Here is a 24,919-nt window from a genome sequence, read left to right as displayed (position 1 = left end):
TTGGTCTGAGAGACCGGATATTTTCAGCTTGTTTACGGATTAAAGAATCAGCGGAAGCGAATGTCATTCGTTTTTGCACAAAGAATTTGCCTGGCGGCTTTAGCGCGGTGGTCCCACCTGACCCCATGCCGAACTCAGAAGTGAAACGCCGTAGCGCCGATGGTAGTGTGGGGCCTCCCCATGCGAGAGTAGGGAACTGCCAGGCATCAAATAGTGAAGAAGCCCCGGACGAAAGTCCGGGGCTTTTTTACATCTGCATATAGCGAATTAAAGTCGGCAGATGGCTGAATTTGCATGAAAATCAGTAATAAATTGCACTAAAAACTTCGCGGCAATCACATTTTGCAATCCAGGAACAGAGACAATTCCCGCAACCAGTTAATAGATGCTTTACTCAATCCTTTGGCGCTAATTATTCGCAAGGAAAAGAGGTAAGCATGACTGATTCACAACAACAAAAAGTGGCTCTAACTGCAACGGCAGCTGACAGTAAAAAGCGCATCTGGTCGATTGTCGGCGCATCGTCTGGCAATTTAGTCGAATGGTTCGATTTCTACGTCTACTCCTTCTTCTCACTCTATTTTGCCCATGTCTTCTTTCCAAGCGGTGATACCACCACCCAATTGCTGCAAACAGCAGGCATCTTCGCAGCTGGTTTTCTGATGCGCCCGATCGGCGGATGGTTATTTGGCTATATTGCCGATCGTCACGGTCGCAAAGCCTCAATGCTGATCTCAGTGTGCATGATGTGTCTGGGATCATTAGTGATCGCCTGTCTACCGGGCTACGGAGAAATTGGCCTGGCCGCGCCTGTCATTCTTCTGCTGGCGCGTATGTTTCAGGGATTATCGGTTGGTGGGGAATACGGTACCAGCGCCACTTATATGAGCGAAGTAGCACTGGAAGGACGAAAAGGATTTTATGCCTCTTTCCAGTATGTGACGCTCATCGGCGGCCAACTGTTAGCGGTGCTTACCGTTGTAGTCTTACAGCAAATTCTCAGCGATGAAGAACTTCGCAGCTGGGGCTGGCGTATTCCGTTCTTCCTCGGGGCGGCGCTCGCTGTGGTGGCATTGTGGTTGCGTCGTTCTCTCAACGAAACTTCAGAGAAAAAACACCGAGAACATCGTGACGCCGGCAGCATTACGGGATTACTGCGCAATCACACCCGTGCATTTCTGATGGTGCTGGGCTTTACCGCAGGCGGTTCGCTAAGCTTCTATACCTTCACCACCTACATGCAAAAATATCTGGTAAATACTGCCGGGATGGATGCGCGCAGTGCCAGTGGATTAATGACCGGTTGCTTATTGGTATTCATGTTGATTCAGCCGATAGTTGGCGCGCTGTCAGACAAGATTGGTCGTCGTGCCTCAATGATGATTTTTGGTGCCGGGGCAGCTATCTGTACGGTACCTATTCTGCTATTGCTGCAAAATGTGCAAAGCAGTTGGCTGGCATTTGCCTTGATCATGCTGGCGCTAATCATCACCAGTTTCTACACCGCTATCAGTGGCATTTTGAAAGCAGAGATGTTCCCGCCGGAAGTCCGCGCGCTGGGCGTTGGGCTTTCCTATGCGGTGGCGAATGCTATTTTTGGTGGTTCAGCAGAGTACGTGGCCTTACTGCTGAAAAGGGAAGGTATTGAAACCAGCTTCTTCTGGTATGTTTCGGCAATGGGCGCTTTAGCATTCCTGGTATCGCTGATGCTGCATCGCAAAGGGAAGGGGATTGCGCTGTAATTACTGACTGAGGTTCCACAGTGCGATACCGCTGGCGGCGCCGGCGACATCCCAGCTAAGATCTTTCCAACTCCAGCCGCTCCCCGCTGAGCGGCTGTCATATAACTCTTTCCCCACACCGAAACTCAACGAAAACAGAAAGCCGAAACGCAAATTCTGCCCGCGGCTGTGATTTTGATGCTGATAAATCTCACTACCTGCGGCTGCCAGCACAGCAGAAGAGAAGTAGTGTTGCGCTTTGTCTTTGCCGGTCCAGTTATCCTGAGCGACATGCGCACATCCACTACACAGCAAAACCACGCAGAGGATAGGCGCACGCATCGGCTAAAGCAGACGGCTAATCAAGCGATCGATGCGAATACGGCGCAGGCGACGAATCAGCTTGCGCACCTTTGCCGGATAATCGGAGATACTTTCCAGCTCGCGATAATGCTGCACCACGGAAGTATGCTCACGAATCAGCGCCAGCTCTTTTTCGCGCTGCTCGGCCAATTGATTCAGCGGATCGTGAATCAGCACCGCATTTTCCAGATCCAGTCGCCACGCGCGTGGATTGAGGTTATTACCGGTGATCATCATCCATTCGTCATCCACCCAAATGCCTTTCAGGTGATAACTGTTTTCGCCATCTTTCCACAAGCGTACCGTCAGCTGACCATTATTGACGTAATACTGCAAACGGCTCAGGAAGCGACGCAGGTTAATCTCATATAGATAAGGCAGCGCCCCGATAATCTTGAACGGCTGTTCTGGCGGGATGTAGAAGTCATTGGCCGTTTTGTCGCCAATGATGATTTCAACTTCTTTACCCTGACGCAGTAAATGAATCAGGTTACGCACCAGAATGGCCGGCAGGTTAAAATAGGGCGTACACAGCGTCAGCTTGCGCTCAGCGCAGGGCATCAAATGGAAAATGGTTTTGTTCAGCAGGCTACGTTTGCCCAAGCCAACCAGCGGCGTGACGGCAAGGCAATCATTATCTGCATTGCCGGTAAACTGATAGTTAAAGCTGCGCAGCTCCTGACGGAACTGACGTGTTTCATTTTTGATTTCCGGGCTGGAAGGGCGCTCAGTTTTATCGAGGCGGTTAACCGCATCGGAATCCTTGAGATTTTCGCAGATCCACGCATACATGGTATCGGTAAGCTGTGGATTGCGGATCAGCTGATAACGGTCATAACGGTATTTATCATGCTGATGTAAATAGACATCGTTCAGGCTCGCGCCGCTGTAGAGCAGCGTATCATCAATGATAAACCCTTTCAGATGCAGCACACCGAGCGCTTCGCGGGTGTTAACCGGAATGCCATAAACTGGAATAGCGATATCCGGGTGCTGAGTCGCCATTTCGCAATACCAGTCAGCGTTGGTCACGCCGCGAGCAGCGCCAATACGACCACGCTGCGCACGATGCCAGTCAACCAGAATACAGACATCCAGCTCCGGACGTGCCTGACGCGCTGCGTACAGCGCCTGCATTATTCCCCGACCGCCGTCATCATTCTCCAGATACAGCGCGGTGATACAGATACGCTTTTCTGCTGCGGCAATTTTCGTCAGCAGGGTTTCGCGAAACTCGGCAGGCGAGTAAAGCGTCGTCAGATCCGACACGGATTGTGACAGTTTAGGCAGCTGTGCGAGGTGTTGTTGGTGTTTATTACGTTTAAATTTAGACAACATCACAGTGCACTTCTTCTCTGTTCATTGCATGGCCTTTTGCCATCAAATCATGATCCTAACGGTAAATAATACCATCAACCGGCCTGTAGAGGAGGAATTTTACCTTTCTGTACAGGTTAGCTGATGACATCACCGAGCGGCAAATTCAGGCTGACAATGCCATCATCCAGTTGAATATTCACGCGAAAATTGAGCTTTCGCGCCAGCGTGATCATGCCGCTATTGTTTGGCATGGTGATACCGTTCAATTGTTGCAGGCCATGATCGCGCGTATAGCGAATCATCTTCTCCAGTAAGCGCCTGCCCATGCCCAAGCCTTTCAGGTCAGACCGCACCAGCACGGAGAATTCAGCATCGATATTATCGGCATCGGAGATCGCACGTGTTACGCCAATGATCTCGTCGACGCCGTTGTGCTGCCGTACAGCGACAATCGCCATTTCGCGGTCATAATCAATTTGCGTCATATTCGCCAAATCTTCATGGGTGAATTCATTGATTTCACTGAAGTAACGATAGTAGAGATCTTCTTTCGTTACCTGGGCGATAAAGGCGCGCAGCTGCGGTTCATCTTCCGGCAGGATCGGGCGGAACAGGCAATATTGCCCATTTTTCAGCTGCACCTGCTCTTCAAGATGATGCGGGTAAGGACGAATCGCCAGCCGTGTTTCGTTATCACCATTGAAAGGCGCCAGCTGCAGCGTGACATCCAGCAGCGTGAATTCGTCAGCTGATGCCAGCAGCGGATGAATATCCAGGCGCTGAATCTCCGGACAATCGACCACCAGGTTTGAAACCTGCACTAACAGCTGGCTAAGCCCGGTGATATCCAGTGGTCGCAACGCACTACGGCTGCGGACTTTGCCGCTTTTCATCGCCTGAATCACCAGATAGCGCGCCAGCGTCATATTCAGCGGCGGCAAAGCCACGGCGGCTTGCTTGTCGGGCTGCCACTCCACGCCGCCTTCGCCCAGCAGGATGATAGGACCAAACAGCGGATCCTGTTCGACCACCACACGCAACTCCTGCGCTCCGGCGCGATTCGCCATACTCTGCACCAGCAAACCATCAATATGCGCCTGTGGATGGGTTTCACGCACGCGATCAAAAATGGCTTCAGCCGCTTGTTCCACCTCTGCGGCGCTGCGCAGATACAGCATTACGCCTTGTACCTCCGACTTATGCGGAATATCCGGCGAACGCAGCTTGAGCGCGACCGGATAGCCAATCTGATCGGCGATGCTGGCAGCCGCGGCGCTGTCGCTGGCAATCCAGGTGGGCAGCGTCGCCAGGCCATAAGCCTGCAACACCGGCTGCACTTCGTGGGTGTCCAGCGTGGTGATGCCTTTATCCAGCGCTTGCTGAATCAGCTGATGCGCCTGCGCGCTGTTCTGCGTCAAACCAATCGGCAGCGCGGGCGTCTCACGCAGTTGCTTCTGGTTGCGGCGATATTCCACCTGATGCATGAAAGCGGTAACGGTACCTTCCGGTGTGCGCCAGGTGGGAATGCCAGCCTGAGTAAACGCGCGTCGTGCGCTCTGCGAAGAGTATTCGCCGCACCAGTTCGTCAGCAAAGTAACCTGCTTGCCACGCGGATGTTTGGCAACCGCAGCGATAATCTGCTCGGCGGTCTCGCTCGAAGGTGAAACGGCGCTTGGCGCATGAATGATCATCAGTGCATCAAGTTCATGGCTATCCAGCAGCCGTTCAATGCAGGCGACATAGCGCGCTGGTGTCGCGTCATCTTTCAAATCCAGCGGATTGCCGCGGCCAACGCCTTCTGGCAGCAGTGTGGCCAGCGCCTGCAAGGTTTCGTCACTTAGCGTCGCCAGCTTACCGTTGCGCGCATACAGTTCATCCAGGGCCAGCGCCGCCGGGGCCGCGCCGTTGCTGATGATCATCAGTCGATCGCCGCGTAATGGACGCATATGGCTCAGCGACTCAACCGCCGTAAACAGTTCATGCGTATCCTGTACGCGCAGTAAACCAGCGCGCTGAATCGCCGCATCCCAGGCAGCGTCCAGTCCGCTGTGGGTACCGATCATAGCCTGCGCTTGATGACTGCGACCACTTTTTATCACCAGAATCGGTTTATTACGCGAGGCGCTGCGCGAAGCGGAAACAAAGCGACGCGCATCGCTGAGGTGTTCGAGGTAGAGCAGAATGGCGCTGGTTTTACCGTCGCGCGCGAGGAAATCCAGCAGATCATCAACGTCGATATCCAGGCTATCACCCAAGGCGATAAACCAGGAGAAACCGAGGTTACGCTGCTGCGCCCAGTCGAGAATGGTGTTAGAAACCGCGGCGGATTGCGAAATAAAAGCAATGCGACCTTTAGCAATCGGCACCGGCGAGAAGCTGGCATTCAACCCTTGCCACGGCGCCAGCAAACCTAAGCTGTTGGGCCCAAGCAGGCGAATTTGCCACTGACTGGCGCAGGCTTTCAGCTCTTCCAACTGGCTGGATGGCGCCGAGAGAATAATACAGGCCTTACAGCCTTTTTCGCCCAGTTGTTGCAGCAGTTCGAGATTACGTTTGGCGTGGGTACAGATGATGGCGAGATCGGGCGCGAAGGGCAGGCTGGCGATATCCGGCCAGGCCAGCACGCCGCTCACCGCTTTATACTTCGGCGTTACCGGCAATACCGGACCGCTAAATCCACCGGCCAGCAGGTTACGCATCATAAAGTAGCCGGCGCGCCCCGGTGTAATTGACGCACCGATTACCGCGATTGATTTAGGTCGTAACAGCGCTTCCAGTCCGCGTTGGCTCATCATCCGCTCCTGCTATCAAGATTGGCATGATTGTAAACGCTTTTTAGCGCGCGTGCCGATTCGCCGATCGCAGGCTGAGAGCCAGCTTCAGATTCCGCTACTCAATGCTTCTTCCAGAGCATGAATCGGATGATGCGGTTTCCCCGCCAGATAAGCATGACGGAAGCGGGCGAAATAGTGCTGCAATTCTGCGGCGGCGGCGAGATCCCCGGCCTGTTCCAGCAGCGCGGCAGCAACTTCGGCGGTGCAGTGCTGGCCTTCGCCGTGGGCCTCGCGCAGCGTGTAGCGCGAGGGCGCAGACACGTTGAGCGACATCACCGGCAACGCATCCAGCCACGGACTTTTGCGGAACATCTTGCGCGCTTCCGTCCAGGTGCCGTCGAGCATAATAAACAGCGGCGGTTTGCCGGTGAGCGGCGGGCTGGTGAGCACTTCGCGATCGGCATCTGCGTAAGACGCCGGGAAAACCACCAGCGGCTGATAATGGGCGTTCTTCACCGCCGCCAGCAGCGCGGCATCCGGCTCGGTGCGTGACCAGCCAAACGCCTCGGTGTCCGGCAAAACATCGGCGATTAACCTTCCGGTATTGCTCGGCTTCATCGGCTCGGTATCGAACATCACCAGACAGAAGCGACTGCGCGCTTGCTGAGGCTGGATGGTGGCGCACAGACAGTTTTTCTGCGGCAGCAGGCAGCGTTGGCAACGAATGACACGATTACCGCGCGCAAGAAACGGGCGCGTGGCGCGCGCTAAACGTTGCGCACGTAAGCGCAGAACGGCATTTTCAAACATAAATTCGCAGGCAGGAGAAAAAACGCCAGTGTAATGGAATTAGCCGGGAAAGGTAATAAGGAAGGCCAGCACGCGGCTGGCCATCAGCGGTTTACAGCGATTCGTCGAGCCACTCGTTGAAGGGCGCTTTCGGCATTGCGCCGTTCAGCATGTCGACCATCTCGCCGTTCTTGAACAGCATAATAGTAGGAATGCTGCGAATGCGGAAACGCGAACTAAGCGCCGGTTCGGCTTCGGTATTCACTTTCACGAAGCGCACCTTGCCGCGCCGCTCGTCGGCGACATCTTTAAACACCGGTGCGAAGTTAACGCACGGGCCGCACCACGGCGCCCAGAAGTCGATCACCACCGGCAGATCGTCTTGCAGATACTTATCCAGCGTGGCTGCGGTCGCGTTGGCGACTTCACCGTTGAATAGCTCGCCGCCGCAACGACCACATTTTGCTCCATCAGCCATGCGCGACTCGGGCACGCGGTTGGTTGCCTGACAGGAGGCACAAACTGTATTCATATTTACCTCAACCCGGACCTGTAAATCTGATGATTGCCGGACATTATGAAAAGGTTGAGTGCTATGCTCAATCTGGATTGCCCAATAGGTTCAATAGTTGATAGCTAAGCACCGACACATCAGGTAATCTTCGCGCTCTCAATGCTGGAGGAACAGATGAACGACGAATTTAAAGGCAAAAGCGGCAAGGTAAAAGTGATGTACGTACGTGATGAGGAGAGTGGTCAAAAGCCGAATCCCCGTACCGGCAAAGGCGGCCGTCCTGCTGCGCGCCAGGAAGATAATCGTCGTTCTGGTCCTCGCAGCGGTGCACGTAATAATGAAGAAGGTGGCCGTAGCGGCGCACGCAGCTCGGCACCGCGCGGTGCGAGTAATACCGAACGCGGTCGCAGCTTTGGTCGTCGTGACGATCGTGGTGACGACAACCGCAGCTTCGGTGATTCGCCGTGGCGCACCGTTTCTCGTCCGCCGATCGCGGATGATAGCCAACTGGATGATGTCGCGAATAAGCCGGTCATCGATCCCGAGCAGATTCGCCGTCAGCGTCAGGAAGAGACGCGCGTCTACGGTGAAAATGCCTGTCAGGCGCTGTTCCTGAGCCGTCCGGAAAGCATCGTGCGCGCCTGGTTTATTCAGAGCGTAACACCGCGTTTCCGTGAAACCCTGCGCTGGCTGGCGGCCAACCGCAAAGCCTATCATGTGGTTGAAGATGCTGAGCTGACCAAAGCTTCAGGTACTGAACACCACGGTGGCGTGTGCTTCATCATCAAAAAACGTATGGGCATGCCGGTTACCGAGTGGCTGACCAAGGCCCCCACCAAAGATTGCGTGCTGGCGCTGGAAGATGTCAGCAACCCGCACAACCTTGGCGGCATTATGCGTAGCTGCGCGCACTTCGGTGTGAAAGGTTTGCTGGTGAATGATGCTTCGCTGCTGGAGTCAGGTGCGGCAGTACGTACCGCCGAAGGTGGCGCTGAACACGTACAGGCAATCAGCGGCGAAAGCTTTGCCGATGGCCTGGAAGCGTTCCGTAAAGCGGGTTACACCATCGTTACCACCTCAAGCCACGAAGGCACACCGCTGGCGAAAGCTGAGCTGCCTGCCAAAATGGTGCTGGTGTTAGGTCAGGAGAGCGAAGGTCTGTCAGACAGCGCTTTCCAGCAGGGCGATCTCAGCCTGTCGATTGGTGGCACCGGCAACGTTGAAAGCCTCAACGTGTCAGTGGCGACCGGTATTCTGCTCGCCGAATGGTGGCGTCAGAACGCATAAAAAAACGGGCCGCAAGGCCCGTTTTTGTTTGTCTCGCTTAGTGAGCACCACCGCCGCCACTGCCCGCACCAAATGGTGGACGCGCAAACCACACCAGCACCAGCAAGATCAAGAACACGCCCGCCGATGCCCAGAAGATCTCATTCGCCGAAATAATCAGACCCTGATTGGTAATTTGCTGCGCGATATATGCCGAGGCCTGCTGCTGGGTCATGCCCATGCTTTGCAACTGGTCATATATCTGCTGTGAATTGACGTTGTACGGATTCACCGACTCCGACAGATAGCTATGATGCATCGATTCACGGTTACTCCACATGGTGGTAGTAATCGAGGTACCGATGGAACCCGCCAGCGTACGCACGAAGTTCGACAGGCTTGATGCCGCCGCCATACGTTCTGGCGGTAAGCCTGACAGCGTAATGGTGGTGAGCGGCATAAAGAAGCACGCCACCGCAAAGCCCTGAATAAACTGCGGCCACGCTGATGCACCAAAATCCATCCCCGGCTCAAATGTGTAGGCGCGCCAGTAAAAACAGACGGCATACATGATGAAGCTAAAGGTCACCAGCTTACGCATATCCAGCTTGTGGGCGAAGCGGCCAATGATCGGCGACAGGATCACTGGCAGAATCCCCACCGGTGCCGACGCTAATCCGGCCCAGGTGGCGGTGTAGCCATATACCTCCTGTAACAGCTGCGGCAGCAACACTATCGAGCCGAAGTAAAGCATATAGGCCAGGCTGATCGACAAACAGCCGATGGTGAAGTTGCGCATCTTGAACAACGACAAATCGACTATCGGATGGTCGTCGGTGAGCTCCCACACCAGCAACACCAGCAGCGCCACCACGGCGACCACCATCAGCACAATGATCTCGGTTGAGCTAAACCAGTCGAGCTCTTTTCCGCGATCCAGCATCACCTGCAGCGAGCCAATGCCCACCACCAGCAGTACCAACCCCACCATATCGATCCGGCGGATTTCGGTTTTGGTTTCACGCCCACGCAGCGTTTGCAGCGTTAGCAACACCACCACCAAACCAATCGGTACGTTGATGAAGAAGATCCAGCCCCAGTGATAGTTATCGCTGATCCAGCCGCCGAGAATCGGACCGCAGATCGGTGCCACAATCACCGTCATCGCCCACAGCGAAAGCGCCACGCTGCGTTTCGCTGGCGGATAGTTGTTCAGCAGTAAACTCTGCGACAGCGGAATCAGCGGACCGGCAACCACGCCCTGAATGACGCGGAAGAAGATCAGCATCTCCAGGCTTTCGGACATGCCGCAAGCCCAGGACGCCAATACAAACAGGATGGTCGACCAGGTAAACAGCTTCACTTCACCGATGCGCTTGGCCAGCCAACCGGTTATCGGAATCGAGATGGCGTTCGCCACCCCGAAAGAGGTAATCACCCAGGTGCCCTGCGAGTTCGAGGCACCGAGGTTACCGGCGATGGTCGGAATCGCCACGTTAGCGATGGTGGAGTCGAGTACCTGCATGAACGTCGCCAGCGACAGGGCGATGGTCATCAGGACTAACGGCGCACCTTCAAGCGGTTTTTGTGCCATAACAGCCTCCCGCGGCGTTAGTCAGCGTTGGCACGAACGATGTCAGTAATCAGCTGGTTAACCGGCGCGAGGTCGATTGCCAACGCATTACTTTCATACGCGGCTTGCGAACGCACGGTGCTGGCCAGCGTGGCACCCTCTTTGTTTTGGGTATCCACTTTCACCAGCGTGGAGAGGCCGATACGCAGCGGATGTTCCGCCACTTGTTTCGGATCCAGCTCGATACGCACCGGCAGACGCTGGACCACTTTAATCCAGTTACCGGTGGCGTTCTGCGCAGGCAGCAGCGAGAAGGCGCTGCCGGTACCCATATCCAGACCCACCACTTTGCCGTGATACTCCACGTCATCGCCGTAGATATCACTGATCACCGTGGCCGATTGACCGATACGTACACCCGCAAGCTGGGTCTCTTTGAAGTTTGCATCGATCCACAGATTAGTGGACGGCACCACCGCCAACAGCGGCGTGGTGGTGGAGATTTGCGAGCCAACCTGTACGCTGCGACGTGAAATGAAGCCATCAATCGGGCTACGGATTTCAGTACGCTGCAGCGCCAGCCAGGCATCGCGCAGCTCAGCCGCACTCTGCTGTACCGCGGGCTGATTTTCCAGCGAGGTATTCAGAATCATCGCCTGGTTAGCGTTGTATTGCTGCACTGCCACATCCAGCTGCGCTTTGGCTGTCGCTACGGCATCACGCGAGTGTTGCAGCTCTTCGCGGCCAATCAGATTAGACGCGCCCAGCGGCTCGCGGCGTTTCAGGTCAGCTTCGGCCTGTTCCAGCGCAGTTTGCTGCAGTTTGATGGTAGCTTGATACTGCTTGCCATTGATCATCAGCTGGTGGGTTTGACGCACGCTGGTAGCTAGCGCGGTCTGCGCTTTTTCAAACGCCTGCTCGGCATCAGTTTTATCCAGCGACACCAGGACGTCGCCTTTCTTCACCACGTCGGTGTTATCAAACCACACTTTGTTTACGCTGCCAGAAACCTGCGCCATCACCTGCACCTGGTTGCCCGCCACGTACGCATCATCGGTTTCCTGGAAGTGACGCAGCACCAAATACCAGTAAGCCAGATACGAAACACCAATAATTACAAACACGATAGCCAGCAGGATCAGCACACCTTTGCGCTTCTTCTTTTTATTCGCTGGCTGTTGCGGGCTTTGAGCTTCCGCTGTCGCACTCATGTCGTTCTCCACGTTTTCCATTTAGTCGGGATGTGCCGATCCTTCAACACGGTTGCCCGAGTCAAAAAAGCCAGCACTTAAGCGCTGGCCGGACAAAAGGGGATTAAAATAGCGATTTCGGAAGGTGATTGTGTCGCACTTCTTGCTATTAGCGCGACAGGGAAGCGATAACCTGATCTTCGTCCATTTTATCGAGACGGTTAAGTAACTTACGGGTAATCGATTCCAGCTGATCCTGCTCGTTAGTAGAGAGCGAAGACCACAGGTATTGCAGGCTCTGATGCTGCGGTGGCAGCAGCTGGCGCAGGAATTCATTGCCTTTTTCGGTCAAATGCAGATGCAGGCAGCGACGGTCGTTCTCGCTTTCACGACGTTCGATCCAGCCGCGCTTCTCCAGCTCATCAGCGATACGCGTGGCATTGGTGCGTGAAGAGCCGAGGGCAGAACTCAGTTCTGAAGGCTGAATGCTCTGATTTTCCTGTGCATCAAGGGTAATCAGCGCCATGAATAAGGTCTCGTTAATTCCCTGCGCCTTCAACATTTTGTTGCGATTATCCAGCAGTTTACCCTGCATGTGCATGCACAAGCGGGTCAAAATGATCTCCTGCAGCGGAAAATCTTTATGGCGGTTAGCACGGATGTTAAGCATCTGTTCAATGGGAGTAAACGAACTTTCCATTTTAAAAAAACCTCTTAGTTGCAACTGGTATAGTAATGATGGTGACAGATTAAGCGTAGTCACAATTTCCGCAGGTGATTGTTAGCACGATCACATAGTCAACATCTGACATTCCAGGTTGTTCCTTAACCCTGGGCATTTTGCCCTGACATCCCACCTGAACATACAGGCAGCCGATGCCATCAATTCATCTCGGGAAACCTTTTTACAGATAAATAATTTCGCGAGAAAAAATAACTCTGGTGAATAACTGCGCTGCTAACCATAACAAACCCAATCATTAATGAATAGTATTGCTCAGCGGTTTAGAACCATCTTTACGATTTCTAAACACTTTTCGCGCGCCGCTTATCCACGTAAATCAAGGTGTTGATTAACATGCTCTTAACAACGCCCGCGCGAATGCGACACCAGCCTAAGTGATGGAATTTGATCGCTAAACGGGAAGCAGTCATTGCGTGCGGATAAGAGAGATAATCATTTGTAGGTAATAGTAACCGAAAAAATTATTTCAATGGTGTGTTAATTAACAGGACGTACCAGTGCGCTATAGCGCACGCTTCGCTTATCGGGGGAAAGGAAAAGGGGGAGGCAGCCGTTTTGCCGTAGCGGCGCAATTTATTGCGCTGAGTTCTTAAAGTGGATTGATTGCATGAAAAACGGCGCGATAAATCGCGCCGCTACAATACCAACGCTAATGTAAATGCGTTACTTCGCTGCCGCCAGTGCGTCCTGAATCCACTTATCGAATTCCGCCTGGTGACCTTTGATCCAGCCATCAACGTGGCCATTGATATCGGCTTCAGAAGCATGGCCCGCATGCATCGCCGCATTCTCGGCGTTGATGTCGCCAATCGGCAGCTTCATCTCAGCAAACAGCTTTGCCGCGGCCGGATTTTTCTCGGTCCAGGCTTTGTTGGCGACGATATGCATGGTGTTCACCGGGAAACCGTAGTTAGCCCCGTTCGCCAGCTTGGTATCGACTTTGCTCTGCTCGCCCGGCAGTGAAGAGAACGGTACCTGCAGCCATACCACATCTTTACCCGGCTTCAGCACGTCGCTGACCCAATACGGCGTCCAGGTGTAATAAAACACCGGTTTGCCCTGTTTAAAGCGCGTGATGGTATCGGCGATCATCGCCGAGTAGTTGCCCTGATTGTGCTCCACTGTGTTGCTCAGCTTGTAGGCATCAATCTGGTGATTAATCACCGCTTCACAGCCCCAGCCTGGCGTACAGCCGGTCAAATCCGCTTTGCCATCACCATTGGTATCAAACAGTTTGGCGATCTTGGGATCTTTCAGCTGTTCAATATTGGTGATGTGATACTGCTCGGCGGTTTTCTTATCGATCAGGTAACCCTGAGCCGCGCCACCGACGTAAGTGCCCTGGCGATAAAACTTCGCATCGCCGCCCGCGGCTTTATACATATCGTCGTGCAGCGGTTGCCAGTTGGTGGCAATAAAGGTGGCATCACCGGCTGCGATGGTGGTGTACGCCACGTTGTAATCAATCTCGCTTGGCTTCTCAACGGTATAACCGAGTTTCTCCAGCGCGCGGCTCACCAACAGCGTTTGGAAGGTCTCTTCAGAGATGGTGCTCTGCGTCGGTTTAACGGTGATGCCTTTACCGGGCAGGTCGGCGGCGGACACGTGCGTCGCGGCGAACGTCGTCAGGACGGCGGCGATGAGAGCTGTCTTGCGCATAGTCATTCCTTATTTTACGTGTTACGTCGAAGACGGGCGGCCGCAGCGGACCGCCCATTGAAATCAGGCTTTTTTACTGAAAGGGCGCATCAGCAGACCGAGCGGGCCAGTGCTGTACCAGTGACGGCTGCCACGGCTGCGGCTGTCGCGGCCCATCGACTGCGTCAAGCGATCGAGGATAATGGCGAGGATCACGATGCCCACGCCGCCGACGGTGGCGAGGCCCATATCCAGGCGACCAATGCCGCGCAGCACCATCTGACCGAGACCGCCAACCGCGATCATCGAGGCGATCACCACCATCGACAGCGCCAGCATCAGCGTCTGGTTTACGCCAGCCATGATGGTCGGCATCGCCAGCGGCAGCTGCACTTTGAACAGCATCTGACGCGGGCTGGCACCGAAGGATTCACTCGCTTCAATCAGGTCGGCTGGTACCTGCTTAATCCCTAGAATGGTGAGGCGCACAATCGGCGGCAGCGCAAAGATAATGGTCACCACTACGCCCGGCACGTTGCCGATACCAAACAGCATGACGATCGGCACCAGATAGACGAAGGCTGGCGTGGTCTGCATCGCATCCAGCAGCGGACGAATAATGCGCGCGGCACGTTCACTGCGCGCCAGCCAGATGCCGAGCGGCAAGCCGATGATGATGCAGAACAGCAGGGCGGTTAGCACCAGCGCCAGCGTCACCATCGCCTGCGACCAGGCACCAATCGCGCCAATGGCAATCAGCGAGACCAGCGTAGCAACGCCCATCGCCGGGCTGGCAATCTGCCAGGCGATCAGTGCGAACACCACAATCGCTACCGGCGCGGGCATGCCGAGCAGTAACTGCTGGAACGCGCTGAGGATGTAATCCACCGGCACGCGAATGCCCTGAAACACCGGACGGAAATGGCTGACCACCCAATCGATGCCTTCAGTCACCCAGCTATCAAGCGGAATCCAGGTTTTATGGAACGGGTCCATGAGGTTGAAATGTTCCGGCGCGGGAGCGGGTGCGCTGCTCAGCCAGTCGCTGCTGCTGCTGGCAGCATTGCTGGCGGCATCGTGGCCACCGCTGCTGGCGGCGGAGGGATCGCCCCATGCATCGGCGCTGCCGGAGCTGCTATCTGCAGGCGCGGCACCGCCGCTCGCCCAGGGATCGCTGCTGCTGGCGGCGGGGCTGGTATCAGTGGTGGCAGGTTGCTGGGTGGTTTGGCTGGCGCTTTCCCACGGATTCGCTGTTTGTTCGCTCATGATTAGGCTCCTTCACGGTCTAAAGCACGCAACAGCATGCTTTTCGAAATGATACCGACGTACTGATTCTCTTCGCTGACTACCGGCACGGCGCAGGGCGCTTGTGCCACATGCGACAGCAGATCGTTCAGGGAGGTATCGGCAGGAACCGCTAAGGGCGTGTCGAGCAGCGCGCTATCCAGCCCTTCACCGGCCGCCAGCGCGGCTTTCAATGAATCGGTGGACACCACGCCAACAAACTTCTGTTTCTCCAGCACGTAGCCATATTCGCGATCTTCATCCTGCAGCAGCTTGATGGCGGATCGCGGACCAAAACCGGCGGCTTTGCGGATCAGAGAACCCGCACTGCGACGCGCAATATCTTTGGCGCTAAACACGTGACTAATATCGACGCCGCGGAAGAAGGTGCGCACATAATCGTTGGCAGGATTATTGAGGATTTCATCCGGCGTGCCGACCTGTACCACTTCGCCGCCCTGCATAATGGCAATACGGTCGCCAATACGCATCGCTTCATCGAGGTCGTGAGAAATAAATACAATGGTACGCTGATGTTTGGCCTGCAGTTTTACCAGTTCATCCTGCATTTCGGTACGAATCAACGGATCAAGTGCTGAGAAAGCTTCATCCATTAATAAAATATCAGGATTAATCGCCAATGCGCGGGCTAATCCAACGCGTTGACGCATGCCGCCAGAAAGTTCATCGGGATAAGAGTGGGCGTAATTATCCAGGCCAACCTGACGCAATGCTTCCAGCGCTTTTTCCTGACGTTCGGCTAAGGGAATGCCGGCTAATTCCATGCCAAAGGCGGCATTATTTAGCACAGTCATGTGTGGCATCAGCGCGAAGGATTGAAATACCATACTGATCTTATTTCTGCGGACTTCACGCAGTTCCGATTCCGATATTTTGGCAATATCGACACCGTCTATGATTACCTGGCCGCGAGTGGGCTCGATCAGACGATTGAGAAGGCGAACCATGGTGGACTTACCTGAACCTGAAAGCCCCATGATGACGAAGATCTCGCCTTCTTCAATGGCCAGACTGGCATTTTTGACGCCAACAGAGAGGCCGGTTTTTGCCAGAATACTCTCTTTGCTTTCGCCTTTATCGATCAGCTTAAATGCCTTTTCGGGATTATCCCCAAATACCTTATATAAATTCTTTACTTCGAGTTTAATTGCCATGCAGTAATTAATTTCCCGGTTAAATGTTTAACTATTTCTTGTTGTGGTCCTGAGTAAAATTAAGCGCCCTATACCCTAACATAGTGAAATTATCTGACAACCCTGAAGGGCGATATTCGGCGGCGCGCGCAGCAGTCAATCGCTAAAATCGCCAGTGCTCACAAGGGATGCGCGCGGATTAATTTTTTGCATTTGAGAAGTGAATTTATGTGCGTTTCAGACTGTTTCTGGTGCAGAGCGGCCGAAAATCAATCCAAAAAGAAGAAATATAAGTGAAATAAATGGGTGAGAAGAGCGGAAATAAGATTGGTTTAAAAATTAATTATCACTGAATCAATACGCTAAATAATTCGCGTCACAGCAAGGCGACAAGCCCACTCGACCCAGCAGCATAGTGAACTATGGGACTGGGAAGAGTGGGCGCAGTCAACGCTGCTGTGCCAAAAGTAGGTGCCGCCAGGCAACGCGAACTATGACGCGTATTAAAAATTCCAGTCTTCGTCTTCGGTTTCCACGGCTTTCCCCATTACATAAGAGGAGCCTGAACCTGAGAAGAAGTCGTGGTTTTCATCGGCGTTGGGCGACAGCGCGGACAAAATCGCCGGGTTCACGGCGGTCAGTTCGGCCGGGAACAGCGCTTCGTAGCCGAGGTTCATTAGCGCTTTATTGGCGTTGTAGTGCAGGAAGGTTTTCACCTCTTCCGCCCAACCGACTTCACCGTACAAGGCTTCGGTATACACCACTTCGTTTTCGTACAGCGCCAGCAGCAAATCAATCGCAAACTGCTGCAACTCCTCGCGGCGGCCAGCATCGACGTTTTCCAGCGACTTTTGGTACTTATAGCCGATGTAGTAGCCGTGTACCGCTTCGTCGCGAATGATCAGGCGAATCAGATCTGCGGTGTTGGTCAGCTTGCCACGGCTTGACCAATACATCGGCAGCCAGAAACCGGAGTAGAACAGGAATGATTCAAGGAACACGCTGGCGATTTTCTTCTTGAGCGGATCCTCGGCGCGATAGTGCTCCAGCACAATCTTCGCCTTGTTCTGCAACGCTTCATTCTCTTCACTCCAGCGATACGCCGCATCGACATCTGCGGTATTACACAGCGTGGAGAAAATCGAACTGTACGAACGCGCATGCACCGCTTCCATAAAGGAGACGTTCGACAGCACGGCTTCTTCATGCGGCGTAATCGCATCTTCCATCAGACCCGGCGCACCAATCACGTTCTGGATGGTGTCGAGCAGCGTCAATCCGGTAAACACCCGAATAGTCAGCTGCTGTTGCTGGTGGTCCAGCGACTGCCACGCTGGCAAATCGTTGGAGAGCGGCACTTTTTCCGGCAGCCAGAAATTACTGGTCAGTCGGTTCCACACTTCGAGGTCTTTTTCGTCCTGGATGCGGTTCCAGTTAATCGCTTGAATTTGTTTGAGTTGCATAGTTTTCATCACAGTGAGCAGGAGACGCAGCCCTGCACCTCGGTGCCTTGAAGCGCCATCTGGCGCAGACGGATGTAATAGAGCGTTTTGATGCCTTTTTTCCACGCGTAGATCTGCGCTTTGTTGATATCGCGCGTGGTGACGTCGTCGCGGAAGAACAGCGTCAGCGACAGGCCTTGATCGACGTGCTGCGTGGCTTCGGCGTAGGTATCAATAATCGCTTCCGGCCCAATGGAGTACGCATCCTGATAGAGGTCGAGATTGTCGTTGGTCATAAACGGTGCCGGATAGTAGACGCGGCCAGTTTTGCCCTCTTTACGGATCTCAATGCGCGACACAATCGGGTGAATGCTGGAGGTCGCATGGTTGATGTACGAGATCGAACCGGTGGGCGGAATCGCCTGCAGGTTCTGGTTGTACAGCCCATGTTGCATCACCGCTGCACGCAGCGCTTGCCAGTCGGCCTGCGTTGGCAGAGTTAGTCCGGCATCGGCGAACAGCTTTGCCACGCGCGCGGTGCGCGGCAGCCAGCGCTGTTCGACATATTTATCGAAGTAACTGCCGCTGGCGTATTTCGACTCGGCGAAACCGTCGAAACTCTTCTGATGCTCCTGCGCCAGCAGATTCGAGGTGCGCACGGCGTGATAGGTGACGCAATAGAAATAGAGATTGGTGAAATCCAGCGCCTCTTCTGAACCGTACGCCATGCCTTCGCGCGCCAGATAACCATGCAGGTTCATCTGACCGAGGCCAATCGCGTGCGAGCGGCGATTGCCTTCCGCCACCGAAGGCACCGAATTGATCTCACTCATCTCGGAAACGGCGGTCAGTGCACGCACGGCGGTTTCCACGGTTTGCGCCAGATTGCGCGAATCCATGGCATGCGCAATGTTGAGAGAGCCGAGGTTGCAGGAGATATCTTTGCCGACGCGACGATAGCTAAGATCGTCATTGAATTCGCTGGCGCTGTTAACCTGCAAAATCTCGGAACAGAGATTACTCATGTTGATGCGCCCGGCAATCGGGTTGCTGCGGTTCACGCTGTCTTCAAACATGATGTACGGGTAGCCCGATTCAAACTGAATCTCCGCCAGCGTCTGGAAGAAATCGCGCGGCTTGATGTAGGTTTTGGTGATGCGATCGTCCGCCAGCATCTCGTCGTAATGCTCGCTGATGCTGATATCACCAAAGGCTTTGCCGTAGATGCGCTCGACATCGTACGGCGAGAACAGCGCCATATCGCGATTCTCTTTCGCCAGTTGGAAGGTGATATCCGGGATCACCACGCCGAGCGACAGCGTTTTGATGCGGATCTTCTCGTCGGCGTTTTCGCGTTTGGTATCAAGGAAGCGGAAAATATCCGGGTGATGGGCATTCAGCCATACCGCGCCTGCGCCCTGACGCGCACCCAGCTGGTTAGCGTAGGAGAACGCATCTTCCAGCATCTTCATCACCGGAATTACGCCGGACGACTGGTTCTCAATGCGCTTAATCGGCGCGCCCGATTCACGCAGGTTGGAAAGCAGGAACGCTACGCCGCCGCCGCGTTTCGACAGTTGCAGCGCCGAGTTCACCGCGCGACCAATCGATTCCATGTTGTCTTCGATGCGCAGCAGGAAGCAGGAGACCAGCTCACCGCGCTGCTGCTTACCGCAGTTAAGGAAAGTTGGCGTAGCCGGCTGGAAGCGACCGCTCAGCATTTCCGCCAGCAGCTCGCGCGCTAAGGTTTCATTGCCGCGTGCCAGCGTCAGCGCCACCATGCAGGCGCGCTGTTCGAAGGTTTCCAGATAGCGTTTGCCGTCGAAGGTTTTCAACGTGTAGCTGGTGTAAAACTTCCACGCCCCGAGGAAGGTGTGAAAGGCGAAACCTGCCGCATCAGCTTCATCGTGCAGCTGACACAGGAAATCGAAAGCGTACTGATTCAGCACCTCGGCTTCGTAGTAGCCTTCGGCCACCAGATAGCGCAGGCGCTCGCCTGCCGAGGCAAACGGCACGGTATTGGGTTGTACATGCTGCAGGAAGAACTGGCGCGTCGCTTCGTGATCTTTGCTGAACTGGATGCGGCCATCGGCGTCATACAGGTTCAGCATCGCGTTAAGCGCGTGGTAATCAGTCAGCGAGCTGTTTAGGGTGTCTGTCGTTGCCAAAATTGGGTCACTCCCGCTTTTACATTAGCGATATCGTCGGGGGTTCCCATCAGCTCAAAGCGGTAGAGATAGGGAACCTGACATTTCTGCGCAATGATGTCGCCCGCCAGGCAATAGCCTTCACCGAAGTTGCGGTTACCGGCAGCGATCACCCCGCGAATCCCGCGTCGGTTGGCATCATCATTGAGGAATTGAATCACTTGTCTCGGCACCGCACCGCGCGAACTGCCGCCGCCGTAGCTCGGCACCACTAAAATGTAGGGCTGTTCGATATGCAGGCGCTGCTTGCCGTCAACCGGAATGCGGCGGGCAGGCAGCCCAAGACGCGTGATGAATCGGTGCGTGTTTTCCGACTGGCTAGAGAAATAGACCAGTGGAAACATGGCTTATCCCCCGACGGCCGCGAGCTGGCGCAGGCTGGCAATTTTGTCGGGACGGAAGCCACTCCAGTGATCGTCTTGCGTCATCACCACTGGCACCTGGCGATAGCCGAGAGATTTGAGGTTGTCGATGGCTTCAGGTTGGGTATCAAGGTTGATCAGCTGATAGTCGATACCTTTGCGGTCCATGGCATTTTTAGTCGCATTGCACTGGACACAGTTGTCTTTGGTGTAAATAATAATGCGCATGATTCGTATTTCCCTTTGATTGCGGTCAGATTGCGAGATACGAAGCAAATTCCTGTTTGCATCGAACTTCGTCCTTGACGACATTTGGTAGTTAGTTGATGGGTTGAATACTAGATGTAGTGGGTAAAAGGGTCAAGCCCACCAGATATAGGGTTTTGTGATTTTGATCTTCGGATATTCGCTAAGACCAGAGATCATGCGCCTTCCAGGCCGGAAAAATTTTTTGTAAAGGGAATGAGATGGGAGAGGTGGTTGGATTTTGTGCGATTTGACCCTCATCCCAGCCTTCTCCCGCAAGCGGGAGAAGGAGCCGATCCAGCATAGGTGTTACAGTTGAACGCCACCTAAACATTCCCTCTCCCGCCTGCGGGAGAAGGCGCTAATCAAGCTAACTATTCCCTCTCCCGCCTGCGGGAGAGGGTTAGGGTGAGGGAAAGCGCGCACTATCTCGCGCCCACAAAAAAGCCCCGCATCAGCGAGGCTCATTGCATCAACGAACACATGCTTATCGGCGTGAAGACACCAGCAACGCGCCAAGCACTAAGCCTATCGCCGCACCGACGCCCACGCCGTGCCACGGCTTGTCGTGGACATAGGCGTCAACCTGCGTACCCGCATCACGTGCCGCTTGCGATACGCGACTCTGTCCGCCGCTCAGTTTGGCACGCGTCTGCTTTAACAGCGCCTGCGCCTGGCTACGGGCATTATCAACTTCGTCTTTAGCTTCACTGCCATAAGATTTAAGTAACGCCTCTAGCGAATCGGCCAGTTCGTTTACATCCTGATTGATATCAATGTCATCGTTTTTTGCGCTTCGATTAAACATTTTTTAGCTCCCTTTGATTTAACACGTAATACTTAGTGTAGACGAAGCGTGATTAAACGCAGGGATGTGCCAGGCTTTAGGGAAAATTCCGAATGCCCATGCCATCTTGCTGCTGTAAGGTTGCGGGGCTGTGAGAAGAGAGGAGCAAGCATGTATTTACGACCAGATGAGGTAGCGCGCGTACTTGAGAAAGTGGGCTTCGAAATGGATACCCAAACGCCAAAAATTTACGGTTATCGTCGCGGCGAAAACTATGTGTACGTCAATCGCGAAGCGCGTATGGGACGGACCGCCTTAATCATTCACCCGACGCTGAAAGAGAAAAGCCAGAGCTTTGCTGAACCGGCTTCAGAGATGAAAACCTGCGATCACTACACGCAATTCCCACTCTATTTAATGGGCGATTCGCAGGAGCATTACGGCATTCCGCACGGCTTCAGCTCGCGCGTTGCGCTTGAGCGTTATCTGCAAGGCGTATTTGGCGCCTGAACTTGCGCCCCGTTTCACGCGGGGCCGCAAACCCTGACTCAATCCTCTCCTTCTGCCCCGTTGCAAATCCGCACGCTGACGCGTATAACCTTGTGTCCATATAGATGTTCAGACGTCCATACGGATAAATATCATGCAAACTCAGGATACGCCTCCACAGGAAAACTTTAAGCGCACCATGAAGGTACGGCATCTGGTGATGCTGTCGCTGGGCGGTGTGATCGGAACCGGGCTGTTCTTCAATACCGGCTACATCATCTCAACCACCGGTGCAGCCGGCACCTTGCTGGCCTATCTGATTGGTGCGCTGGTGGTGTGGTTGGTGATGGTCTGTCTCGGCGAACTGGCCGTAGCGATGCCGGAAACCGGCGCGTTCCACGTCTATGCCGCGCGCTATCTCAGTCCGGCCACCGGTTATACCGTCGCCTGGCTTTACTGGCTCACCTGGACGGTGGCGCTGGGTTCCAGCCTGACCGCCGCCGGGTTCTGTATGCAGTATTGGTTCCCAAGCGTGCCGGTGTGGACGTGGTGTCTGGTGTTCTGCATCGCTATTTATCTGCTGAATATCGTCTCAACGCGCTTTTTTGCCGAAGGTGAATTCTGGTTCTCCATCATCAAAGTGATCACCATCATCGCCTTTATCATTCTCGGTGCGGGTGCGATCTTTGGTTTTATCCCGATGAAAGACGGCAGCGCTGCGCCGGGATTACACAATCTCACCGCTTCCGGCTGGCTGCCGCACGGCACGCTGCCGATTCTGATGACCATGGTAGCGGTCAACTTCGCTTTCTCGGGCACGGAATTGATCGGCATCGCCGCCGGTGAAACCGAGCAGCCACAAAAAGCGCTGCCGCTGGCGATCCGCACCACCGTCGCACGGTTGATCATCTTCTTTATCGGCACGGTATTTGTGCTGGCGGCGCTGATCCCGATGGATCAGGCCGGGATCGTCAAAAGCCCGTTTGTGCTGGTGTTTGAAAAGATCGGCATCCCGTACGCGGCGGATATTTTCAACTTCGTGATCCTCACCGCCATTCTCTCCGCCGCCAACTCCGGCCTGTATGCTTCTGGCCGCATGTTGTGGTCGCTGGCTAATGAGAAGACGCTGCCGCGCTGTTTTGCGCGCGTCAACCGTCGTGGCATTCCCGTGCTGGCGCTGACCGTGAGCATGATTGGCGGCTTGCTGGCGCTGTTCTCCAGTGTGATTGCGCCGGACACAGTGTTTGTGGCGCTGTCGGCGATTTCCGGTTTTGCCGTGGTGGCGGTGTGGCTCAGCATCTGCGCCTCGCACTATGTGTTCCGTCGTCGCCATCTGCAGGCGGGCGGCAGCTTACAACAGCTGGCGTATCGCGCGCCGCTCTATCCGCTGACGCCGATTCTGGGCTTCCTGTTATGCCTGCTGGCGTGCGTCGGACTGGCATTCGATCCATCGCAGCGTATTGCGCTGTGGTGCGGCATTCCGTTTGTGCTGTTCTGCTATGCCGCATACCATGTCACGCAACGACGCAAGTCATCCCTTAAGGCTGAGGAGGCCAACGATGTCGCGTAATCCTGTCGCGCAGGCTCTAACCCAAACTGACACGCTGATTCTGGATGGCGCGCTGGCGACCGAGCTGGAGGCGCGCGGCTGCAATCTGGCCGATGCGCTGTGGTCGGCCAAAGTGCTGATGGAAAATCCTGAGCTGATTTATCAGGTGCATCACGACTACTTTGCTGCCGGCGCGCATGTGGCGATCACCGCCAGCTATCAGGCCACGCCGCAGGGTTTTGCCGCGCGCGGCTTAGATGAAGCGCAGGCGCTGGCACTGATCACCCAGAGCGTACAGCTGGCGCAGCGCGCGCGTGATGACTATCGCGCATCTTCCGCCAGCACCGCGCCCTTGCTGGTGGCCGGTTCGGTCGGGCCGTATGGCGCTTTTCTGGCCAATGGTGCGGAGTATCGCGGTGATTACGCGCTGCCGGAAGAGGAGATGAAAGCGTTCCACCGTCCGCGCGTGAAGGCGTTGCTGGAAGCGGGTGTCGATCTGCTGGCCTGTGAAACGTTGCCGTCCTTTACCGAAGCGCAGGCGCTGGTGAGTTTACTGGCTGAATTCCCTGCCAGCAGCGCGTGGTTCTCCTTTACCCTGCGCGATGCCGAACACATCAGCGACGGCACGCCGTTGAGTAAAGTGGCTGAGCTGGTGCATGCGGCACCGCAGGTGGTGGCGGTTGGCATCAACTGCGTGGCGCTGGAGAGCGTAACGCCCGCTCTGCGCCGCTTCCAGGCGCTGTGTGATAAGCCGCTGCTGGTCTATCCGAACTCCGGCGAGCAGTACGATGCCAGCAGCAAAACCTGGCACTCCGCGCCGTCGGGCTGCACGCTGCATGACAAATTCGCTGAATGGCAGCAGGCGGGCGCACGTCTGATTGGCGGCTGCTGCCGTACCACGCCGCAGGATATCGCGGCGATTGCTGCTTGTTGTCAACCGCAATAAAGCGCAGAAAATCATCAGTGATAGCGCGATTAAGCACAGAAGGGCAGTTTACACTGTCCTATCTGATGCTGAAGCGGACCTGCTATGAACCTGCGACCTCTTTTTCCTGCCTGTGCGCTGCTGCTGAGCGGCTGCGCCACCATTGTCGGCACTGAAACGCAACCGGTGAAAATCGACTCCCTGCCGCAAGGCGCGCGTTTCACCGTGCAGGATGAGACCGGACGCGCGGTGGCGCAGGGCTATACCCCGCAAACCGTCGAGCTGGCGAAATCGACCGGGAATTATTTTGGTAAGAAGCACTATCAGGTGATGCTGGAGAGTCCGGGCTATGTGCCGCTAACCTTGCCGATCGAGGCCAATGCCAATCTGTGGTATTTGCTCGGCAATATTCCGCTGTTGGGCTTCCCCGGCTGGCTGCTGGTCGATCCCTTCTACGGCGGCATGTACGATCTCAAACCAGAACATCCACAGCCGAAGCTGAACGTCGTCGGCGCGCGGGGTTAATAAGCCCGCACCGATCGTAGCGGCGCAATTTATTGCGCAATCTTACCGCGAAAAAA

General features: G+C 54.9%; 22 protein-coding genes and 1 rRNA gene. 7 read left to right on the top strand and 16 right to left on the bottom strand.

All coding sequences use genetic code 11. The features are described from left to right. Positions 1-89 precede the first annotated feature (89 nt). A 5S ribosomal RNA gene (gene rrf, locus ACYAC5_RS14880) occupies positions 90-205 on the top strand. A gap of 232 nt (positions 206-437) precedes the next feature. Next, on the top strand, positions 438-1,742 hold the full coding sequence (locus ACYAC5_RS14875; RefSeq protein ID WP_462061963.1) for an MFS family transporter: 1,305 nt from the start codon (positions 438-440) through the stop codon (positions 1,740-1,742). Here the strand turns inward: ACYAC5_RS14875 and ACYAC5_RS14870 are convergent, their stop codons facing one another. The 5 genes from ACYAC5_RS14870 to trxC all read right to left on the bottom strand — a co-directional run bounded on the left by ACYAC5_RS14870 (position 1,743) and on the right by trxC (position 7,499). Continuing rightward, the gene (locus ACYAC5_RS14870) at positions 1,743-2,063 is read right to left on the bottom strand and encodes a YfiM family lipoprotein (protein ID WP_462061962.1); all 321 of its coding nucleotides are present in this window, start codon (positions 2,061-2,063) and stop codon (positions 1,743-1,745) included. Between the two features lie 3 nt (positions 2,064-2,066). Next, positions 2,067-3,422 carry a CDP-diacylglycerol--serine O-phosphatidyltransferase gene (pssA, locus tag ACYAC5_RS14865; RefSeq protein ID WP_101763429.1) on the bottom strand — a complete coding sequence of 452 codons (1,356 nt, stop codon included), beginning with the start codon at positions 3,420-3,422 and terminating at the stop codon, positions 2,067-2,069. A 116-nt stretch (positions 3,423-3,538) separates the two neighbouring features. Further along, the gene (locus ACYAC5_RS14860; RefSeq protein ID WP_210081492.1) at positions 3,539-6,196 is read right to left on the bottom strand and encodes a bifunctional acetate--CoA ligase family protein/GNAT family N-acetyltransferase; all 2,658 of its coding nucleotides are present in this window, start codon (positions 6,194-6,196) and stop codon (positions 3,539-3,541) included. Between the two features lie 87 nt (positions 6,197-6,283). After that, entirely contained in the window at positions 6,284-6,988 is a 705-nt protein-coding gene (locus ACYAC5_RS14855) for a tRNA-uridine aminocarboxypropyltransferase (RefSeq protein ID WP_110868291.1), read from the bottom strand. Between the two features lie 91 nt (positions 6,989-7,079). Next, a complete protein-coding gene (gene trxC / locus ACYAC5_RS14850) occupies positions 7,080-7,499 on the bottom strand; it encodes a thioredoxin TrxC (RefSeq protein ID WP_110868290.1) in 420 nt (139 codons plus the stop codon). Positions 7,500-7,655: 156 nt separating this feature from the next. On the opposite strand from trxC, the gene ACYAC5_RS14845 reads away from it, so the two are divergent. After that, on the top strand, positions 7,656-8,768 hold the full coding sequence (locus tag ACYAC5_RS14845) for a tRNA/rRNA methyltransferase (protein WP_462061961.1): 1,113 nt from the start codon (positions 7,656-7,658) through the stop codon (positions 8,766-8,768). Between the two features lie 37 nt (positions 8,769-8,805). Here ACYAC5_RS14845 and emrB read toward each other — a convergent pair whose 3' ends face one another. The 11 genes from emrB to ACYAC5_RS14790 all read right to left on the bottom strand — a co-directional run bounded on the left by emrB (position 8,806) and on the right by ACYAC5_RS14790 (position 21,396). Beyond that, complete coding sequence (emrB, locus tag ACYAC5_RS14840) at positions 8,806-10,341, bottom strand: multidrug efflux MFS transporter permease subunit EmrB (RefSeq protein ID WP_462061960.1); 1,536 nt, start codon at positions 10,339-10,341, stop codon at positions 8,806-8,808. Between the two features lie 17 nt (positions 10,342-10,358). After that, on the bottom strand, positions 10,359-11,531 hold the full coding sequence (gene emrA, locus ACYAC5_RS14835) for a multidrug efflux MFS transporter periplasmic adaptor subunit EmrA (RefSeq protein WP_110868299.1): 1,173 nt from the start codon (positions 11,529-11,531) through the stop codon (positions 10,359-10,361). 148 nt (positions 11,532-11,679) lie between these two features. Further along, a complete protein-coding gene (gene mprA / locus ACYAC5_RS14830; RefSeq protein ID WP_008101638.1) occupies positions 11,680-12,210 on the bottom strand; it encodes a transcriptional repressor MprA in 531 nt (176 codons plus the stop codon). 708 nt (positions 12,211-12,918) lie between these two features. Continuing rightward, on the bottom strand, positions 12,919-13,914 hold the full coding sequence (proX, locus tag ACYAC5_RS14825; RefSeq protein ID WP_101763435.1) for a glycine betaine/L-proline ABC transporter substrate-binding protein ProX: 996 nt from the start codon (positions 13,912-13,914) through the stop codon (positions 12,919-12,921). A gap of 63 nt (positions 13,915-13,977) precedes the next feature. Further along, complete coding sequence (gene proW, locus ACYAC5_RS14820) at positions 13,978-15,159, bottom strand: glycine betaine/L-proline ABC transporter permease ProW (RefSeq protein WP_309833572.1); 1,182 nt, start codon at positions 15,157-15,159, stop codon at positions 13,978-13,980. Between the two features lie 2 nt (positions 15,160-15,161). Then, the gene (proV, locus tag ACYAC5_RS14815; protein ID WP_101763437.1) at positions 15,162-16,352 is read right to left on the bottom strand and encodes a glycine betaine/L-proline ABC transporter ATP-binding protein ProV; all 1,191 of its coding nucleotides are present in this window, start codon (positions 16,350-16,352) and stop codon (positions 15,162-15,164) included. Between the two features lie 482 nt (positions 16,353-16,834). Then, on the bottom strand, positions 16,835-17,794 hold the full coding sequence (gene nrdF, locus ACYAC5_RS14810) for a class 1b ribonucleoside-diphosphate reductase subunit beta (RefSeq protein WP_110868298.1): 960 nt from the start codon (positions 17,792-17,794) through the stop codon (positions 16,835-16,837). A gap of 8 nt (positions 17,795-17,802) precedes the next feature. Next, positions 17,803-19,941 (bottom strand): class 1b ribonucleoside-diphosphate reductase subunit alpha, encoded by a 2,139-nt coding sequence (nrdE, locus tag ACYAC5_RS14805; protein ID WP_309833574.1) that lies wholly within the window; start codon positions 19,939-19,941, stop codon positions 17,803-17,805. Next, the gene (gene nrdI / locus ACYAC5_RS14800; protein WP_061718050.1) at positions 19,920-20,324 is read right to left on the bottom strand and encodes a class Ib ribonucleoside-diphosphate reductase assembly flavoprotein NrdI; all 405 of its coding nucleotides are present in this window, start codon (positions 20,322-20,324) and stop codon (positions 19,920-19,922) included. The genes nrdE and nrdI overlap by 22 nt, the downstream gene beginning before the upstream one ends. 3 nt (positions 20,325-20,327) lie before the next feature. Further along, entirely contained in the window at positions 20,328-20,570 is a 243-nt protein-coding gene (gene nrdH / locus ACYAC5_RS14795) for a glutaredoxin-like protein NrdH (RefSeq protein WP_008101624.1), read from the bottom strand. Positions 20,571-21,075: 505 nt separating this feature from the next. Next, the gene (locus ACYAC5_RS14790; RefSeq protein WP_008101623.1) at positions 21,076-21,396 is read right to left on the bottom strand and encodes a DUF883 family protein; all 321 of its coding nucleotides are present in this window, start codon (positions 21,394-21,396) and stop codon (positions 21,076-21,078) included. 150 nt (positions 21,397-21,546) lie between these two features. Here ACYAC5_RS14790 and ACYAC5_RS14785 point away from each other — a divergent pair, with 150 nt between their 5' ends. The 4 genes from ACYAC5_RS14785 (at position 21,547) to ACYAC5_RS14770 (ending at position 24,863) form a co-directional block, all read left to right on the top strand. Next, positions 21,547-21,885 carry a DUF2002 family protein gene (locus tag ACYAC5_RS14785; RefSeq protein WP_008101622.1) on the top strand — a complete coding sequence of 113 codons (339 nt, stop codon included), beginning with the start codon at positions 21,547-21,549 and terminating at the stop codon, positions 21,883-21,885. 133 nt (positions 21,886-22,018) lie between these two features. Then, positions 22,019-23,434 (top strand): S-methylmethionine permease, encoded by a 1,416-nt coding sequence (mmuP, locus tag ACYAC5_RS14780; RefSeq protein ID WP_101763440.1) that lies wholly within the window; start codon positions 22,019-22,021, stop codon positions 23,432-23,434. Next, positions 23,424-24,359 (top strand): homocysteine S-methyltransferase, encoded by a 936-nt coding sequence (gene mmuM / locus ACYAC5_RS14775; protein WP_137386316.1) that lies wholly within the window; start codon positions 23,424-23,426, stop codon positions 24,357-24,359. The genes mmuP and mmuM overlap by 11 nt, the downstream gene beginning before the upstream one ends. A gap of 84 nt (positions 24,360-24,443) precedes the next feature. After that, a complete protein-coding gene (locus ACYAC5_RS14770; protein ID WP_008101619.1) occupies positions 24,444-24,863 on the top strand; it encodes a hypothetical protein in 420 nt (139 codons plus the stop codon). Positions 24,864-24,919: the final 56 nt, after the last annotated feature.

This window comes from Pantoea sp. y20, assembly GCF_054903455.1.
Note: the sequence above shows the minus strand (reverse complement) of the source record. Positions and strands in the feature narration are given on the sequence as shown.

Bases quoted from the DNA above. Each gene is read 5' to 3' on its own strand.
- ACYAC5_RS14875 (WP_462061963.1), top strand. From the start codon at position 438: ATGACTGATTCACAACAACAAAAAGTGGCTCTAACTGCAACGGCAGCT.
- ACYAC5_RS14870 (WP_462061962.1), bottom strand. From the start codon at position 2,063: ATGCGTGCGCCTATCCTCTGCGTGGTTTTGCTGTGTAGTGGATGTGCG.
- pssA (WP_101763429.1), bottom strand. From the start codon at position 3,422: ATGTTGTCTAAATTTAAACGTAATAAACACCAACAACACCTCGCACAG.
- ACYAC5_RS14860 (WP_210081492.1), bottom strand. From the start codon at position 6,196: ATGAGCCAACGCGGACTGGAAGCGCTGTTACGACCTAAATCAATCGCG.
- ACYAC5_RS14855 (WP_110868291.1), bottom strand. From the start codon at position 6,988: ATGTTTGAAAATGCCGTTCTGCGCTTACGTGCGCAACGTTTAGCGCGC.
- trxC (WP_110868290.1), bottom strand. From the start codon at position 7,499: ATGAATACAGTTTGTGCCTCCTGTCAGGCAACCAACCGCGTGCCCGAG.
- ACYAC5_RS14845 (WP_462061961.1), top strand. From the start codon at position 7,656: ATGAACGACGAATTTAAAGGCAAAAGCGGCAAGGTAAAAGTGATGTAC.
- emrB (WP_462061960.1), bottom strand. From the start codon at position 10,341: ATGGCACAAAAACCGCTTGAAGGTGCGCCGTTAGTCCTGATGACCATC.
- emrA (WP_110868299.1), bottom strand. From the start codon at position 11,531: ATGAGTGCGACAGCGGAAGCTCAAAGCCCGCAACAGCCAGCGAATAAA.
- mprA (WP_008101638.1), bottom strand. From the start codon at position 12,210: ATGGAAAGTTCGTTTACTCCCATTGAACAGATGCTTAACATCCGTGCT.
- proX (WP_101763435.1), bottom strand. From the start codon at position 13,914: ATGCGCAAGACAGCTCTCATCGCCGCCGTCCTGACGACGTTCGCCGCG.
- proW (WP_309833572.1), bottom strand. From the start codon at position 15,159: ATGAGCGAACAAACAGCGAATCCGTGGGAAAGCGCCAGCCAAACCACC.
- proV (WP_101763437.1), bottom strand. From the start codon at position 16,352: ATGGCAATTAAACTCGAAGTAAAGAATTTATATAAGGTATTTGGGGAT.
- nrdF (WP_110868298.1), bottom strand. From the start codon at position 17,794: ATGCAACTCAAACAAATTCAAGCGATTAACTGGAACCGCATCCAGGAC.
- nrdI (WP_061718050.1), bottom strand. From the start codon at position 20,324: ATGTTTCCACTGGTCTATTTCTCTAGCCAGTCGGAAAACACGCACCGA.
- nrdH (WP_008101624.1), bottom strand. From the start codon at position 20,570: ATGCGCATTATTATTTACACCAAAGACAACTGTGTCCAGTGCAATGCG.
- ACYAC5_RS14790 (WP_008101623.1), bottom strand. From the start codon at position 21,396: ATGTTTAATCGAAGCGCAAAAAACGATGACATTGATATCAATCAGGAT.
- ACYAC5_RS14785 (WP_008101622.1), top strand. From the start codon at position 21,547: ATGTATTTACGACCAGATGAGGTAGCGCGCGTACTTGAGAAAGTGGGC.
- mmuP (WP_101763440.1), top strand. From the start codon at position 22,019: ATGCAAACTCAGGATACGCCTCCACAGGAAAACTTTAAGCGCACCATG.
- mmuM (WP_137386316.1), top strand. From the start codon at position 23,424: ATGTCGCGTAATCCTGTCGCGCAGGCTCTAACCCAAACTGACACGCTG.
- ACYAC5_RS14770 (WP_008101619.1), top strand. From the start codon at position 24,444: ATGAACCTGCGACCTCTTTTTCCTGCCTGTGCGCTGCTGCTGAGCGGC.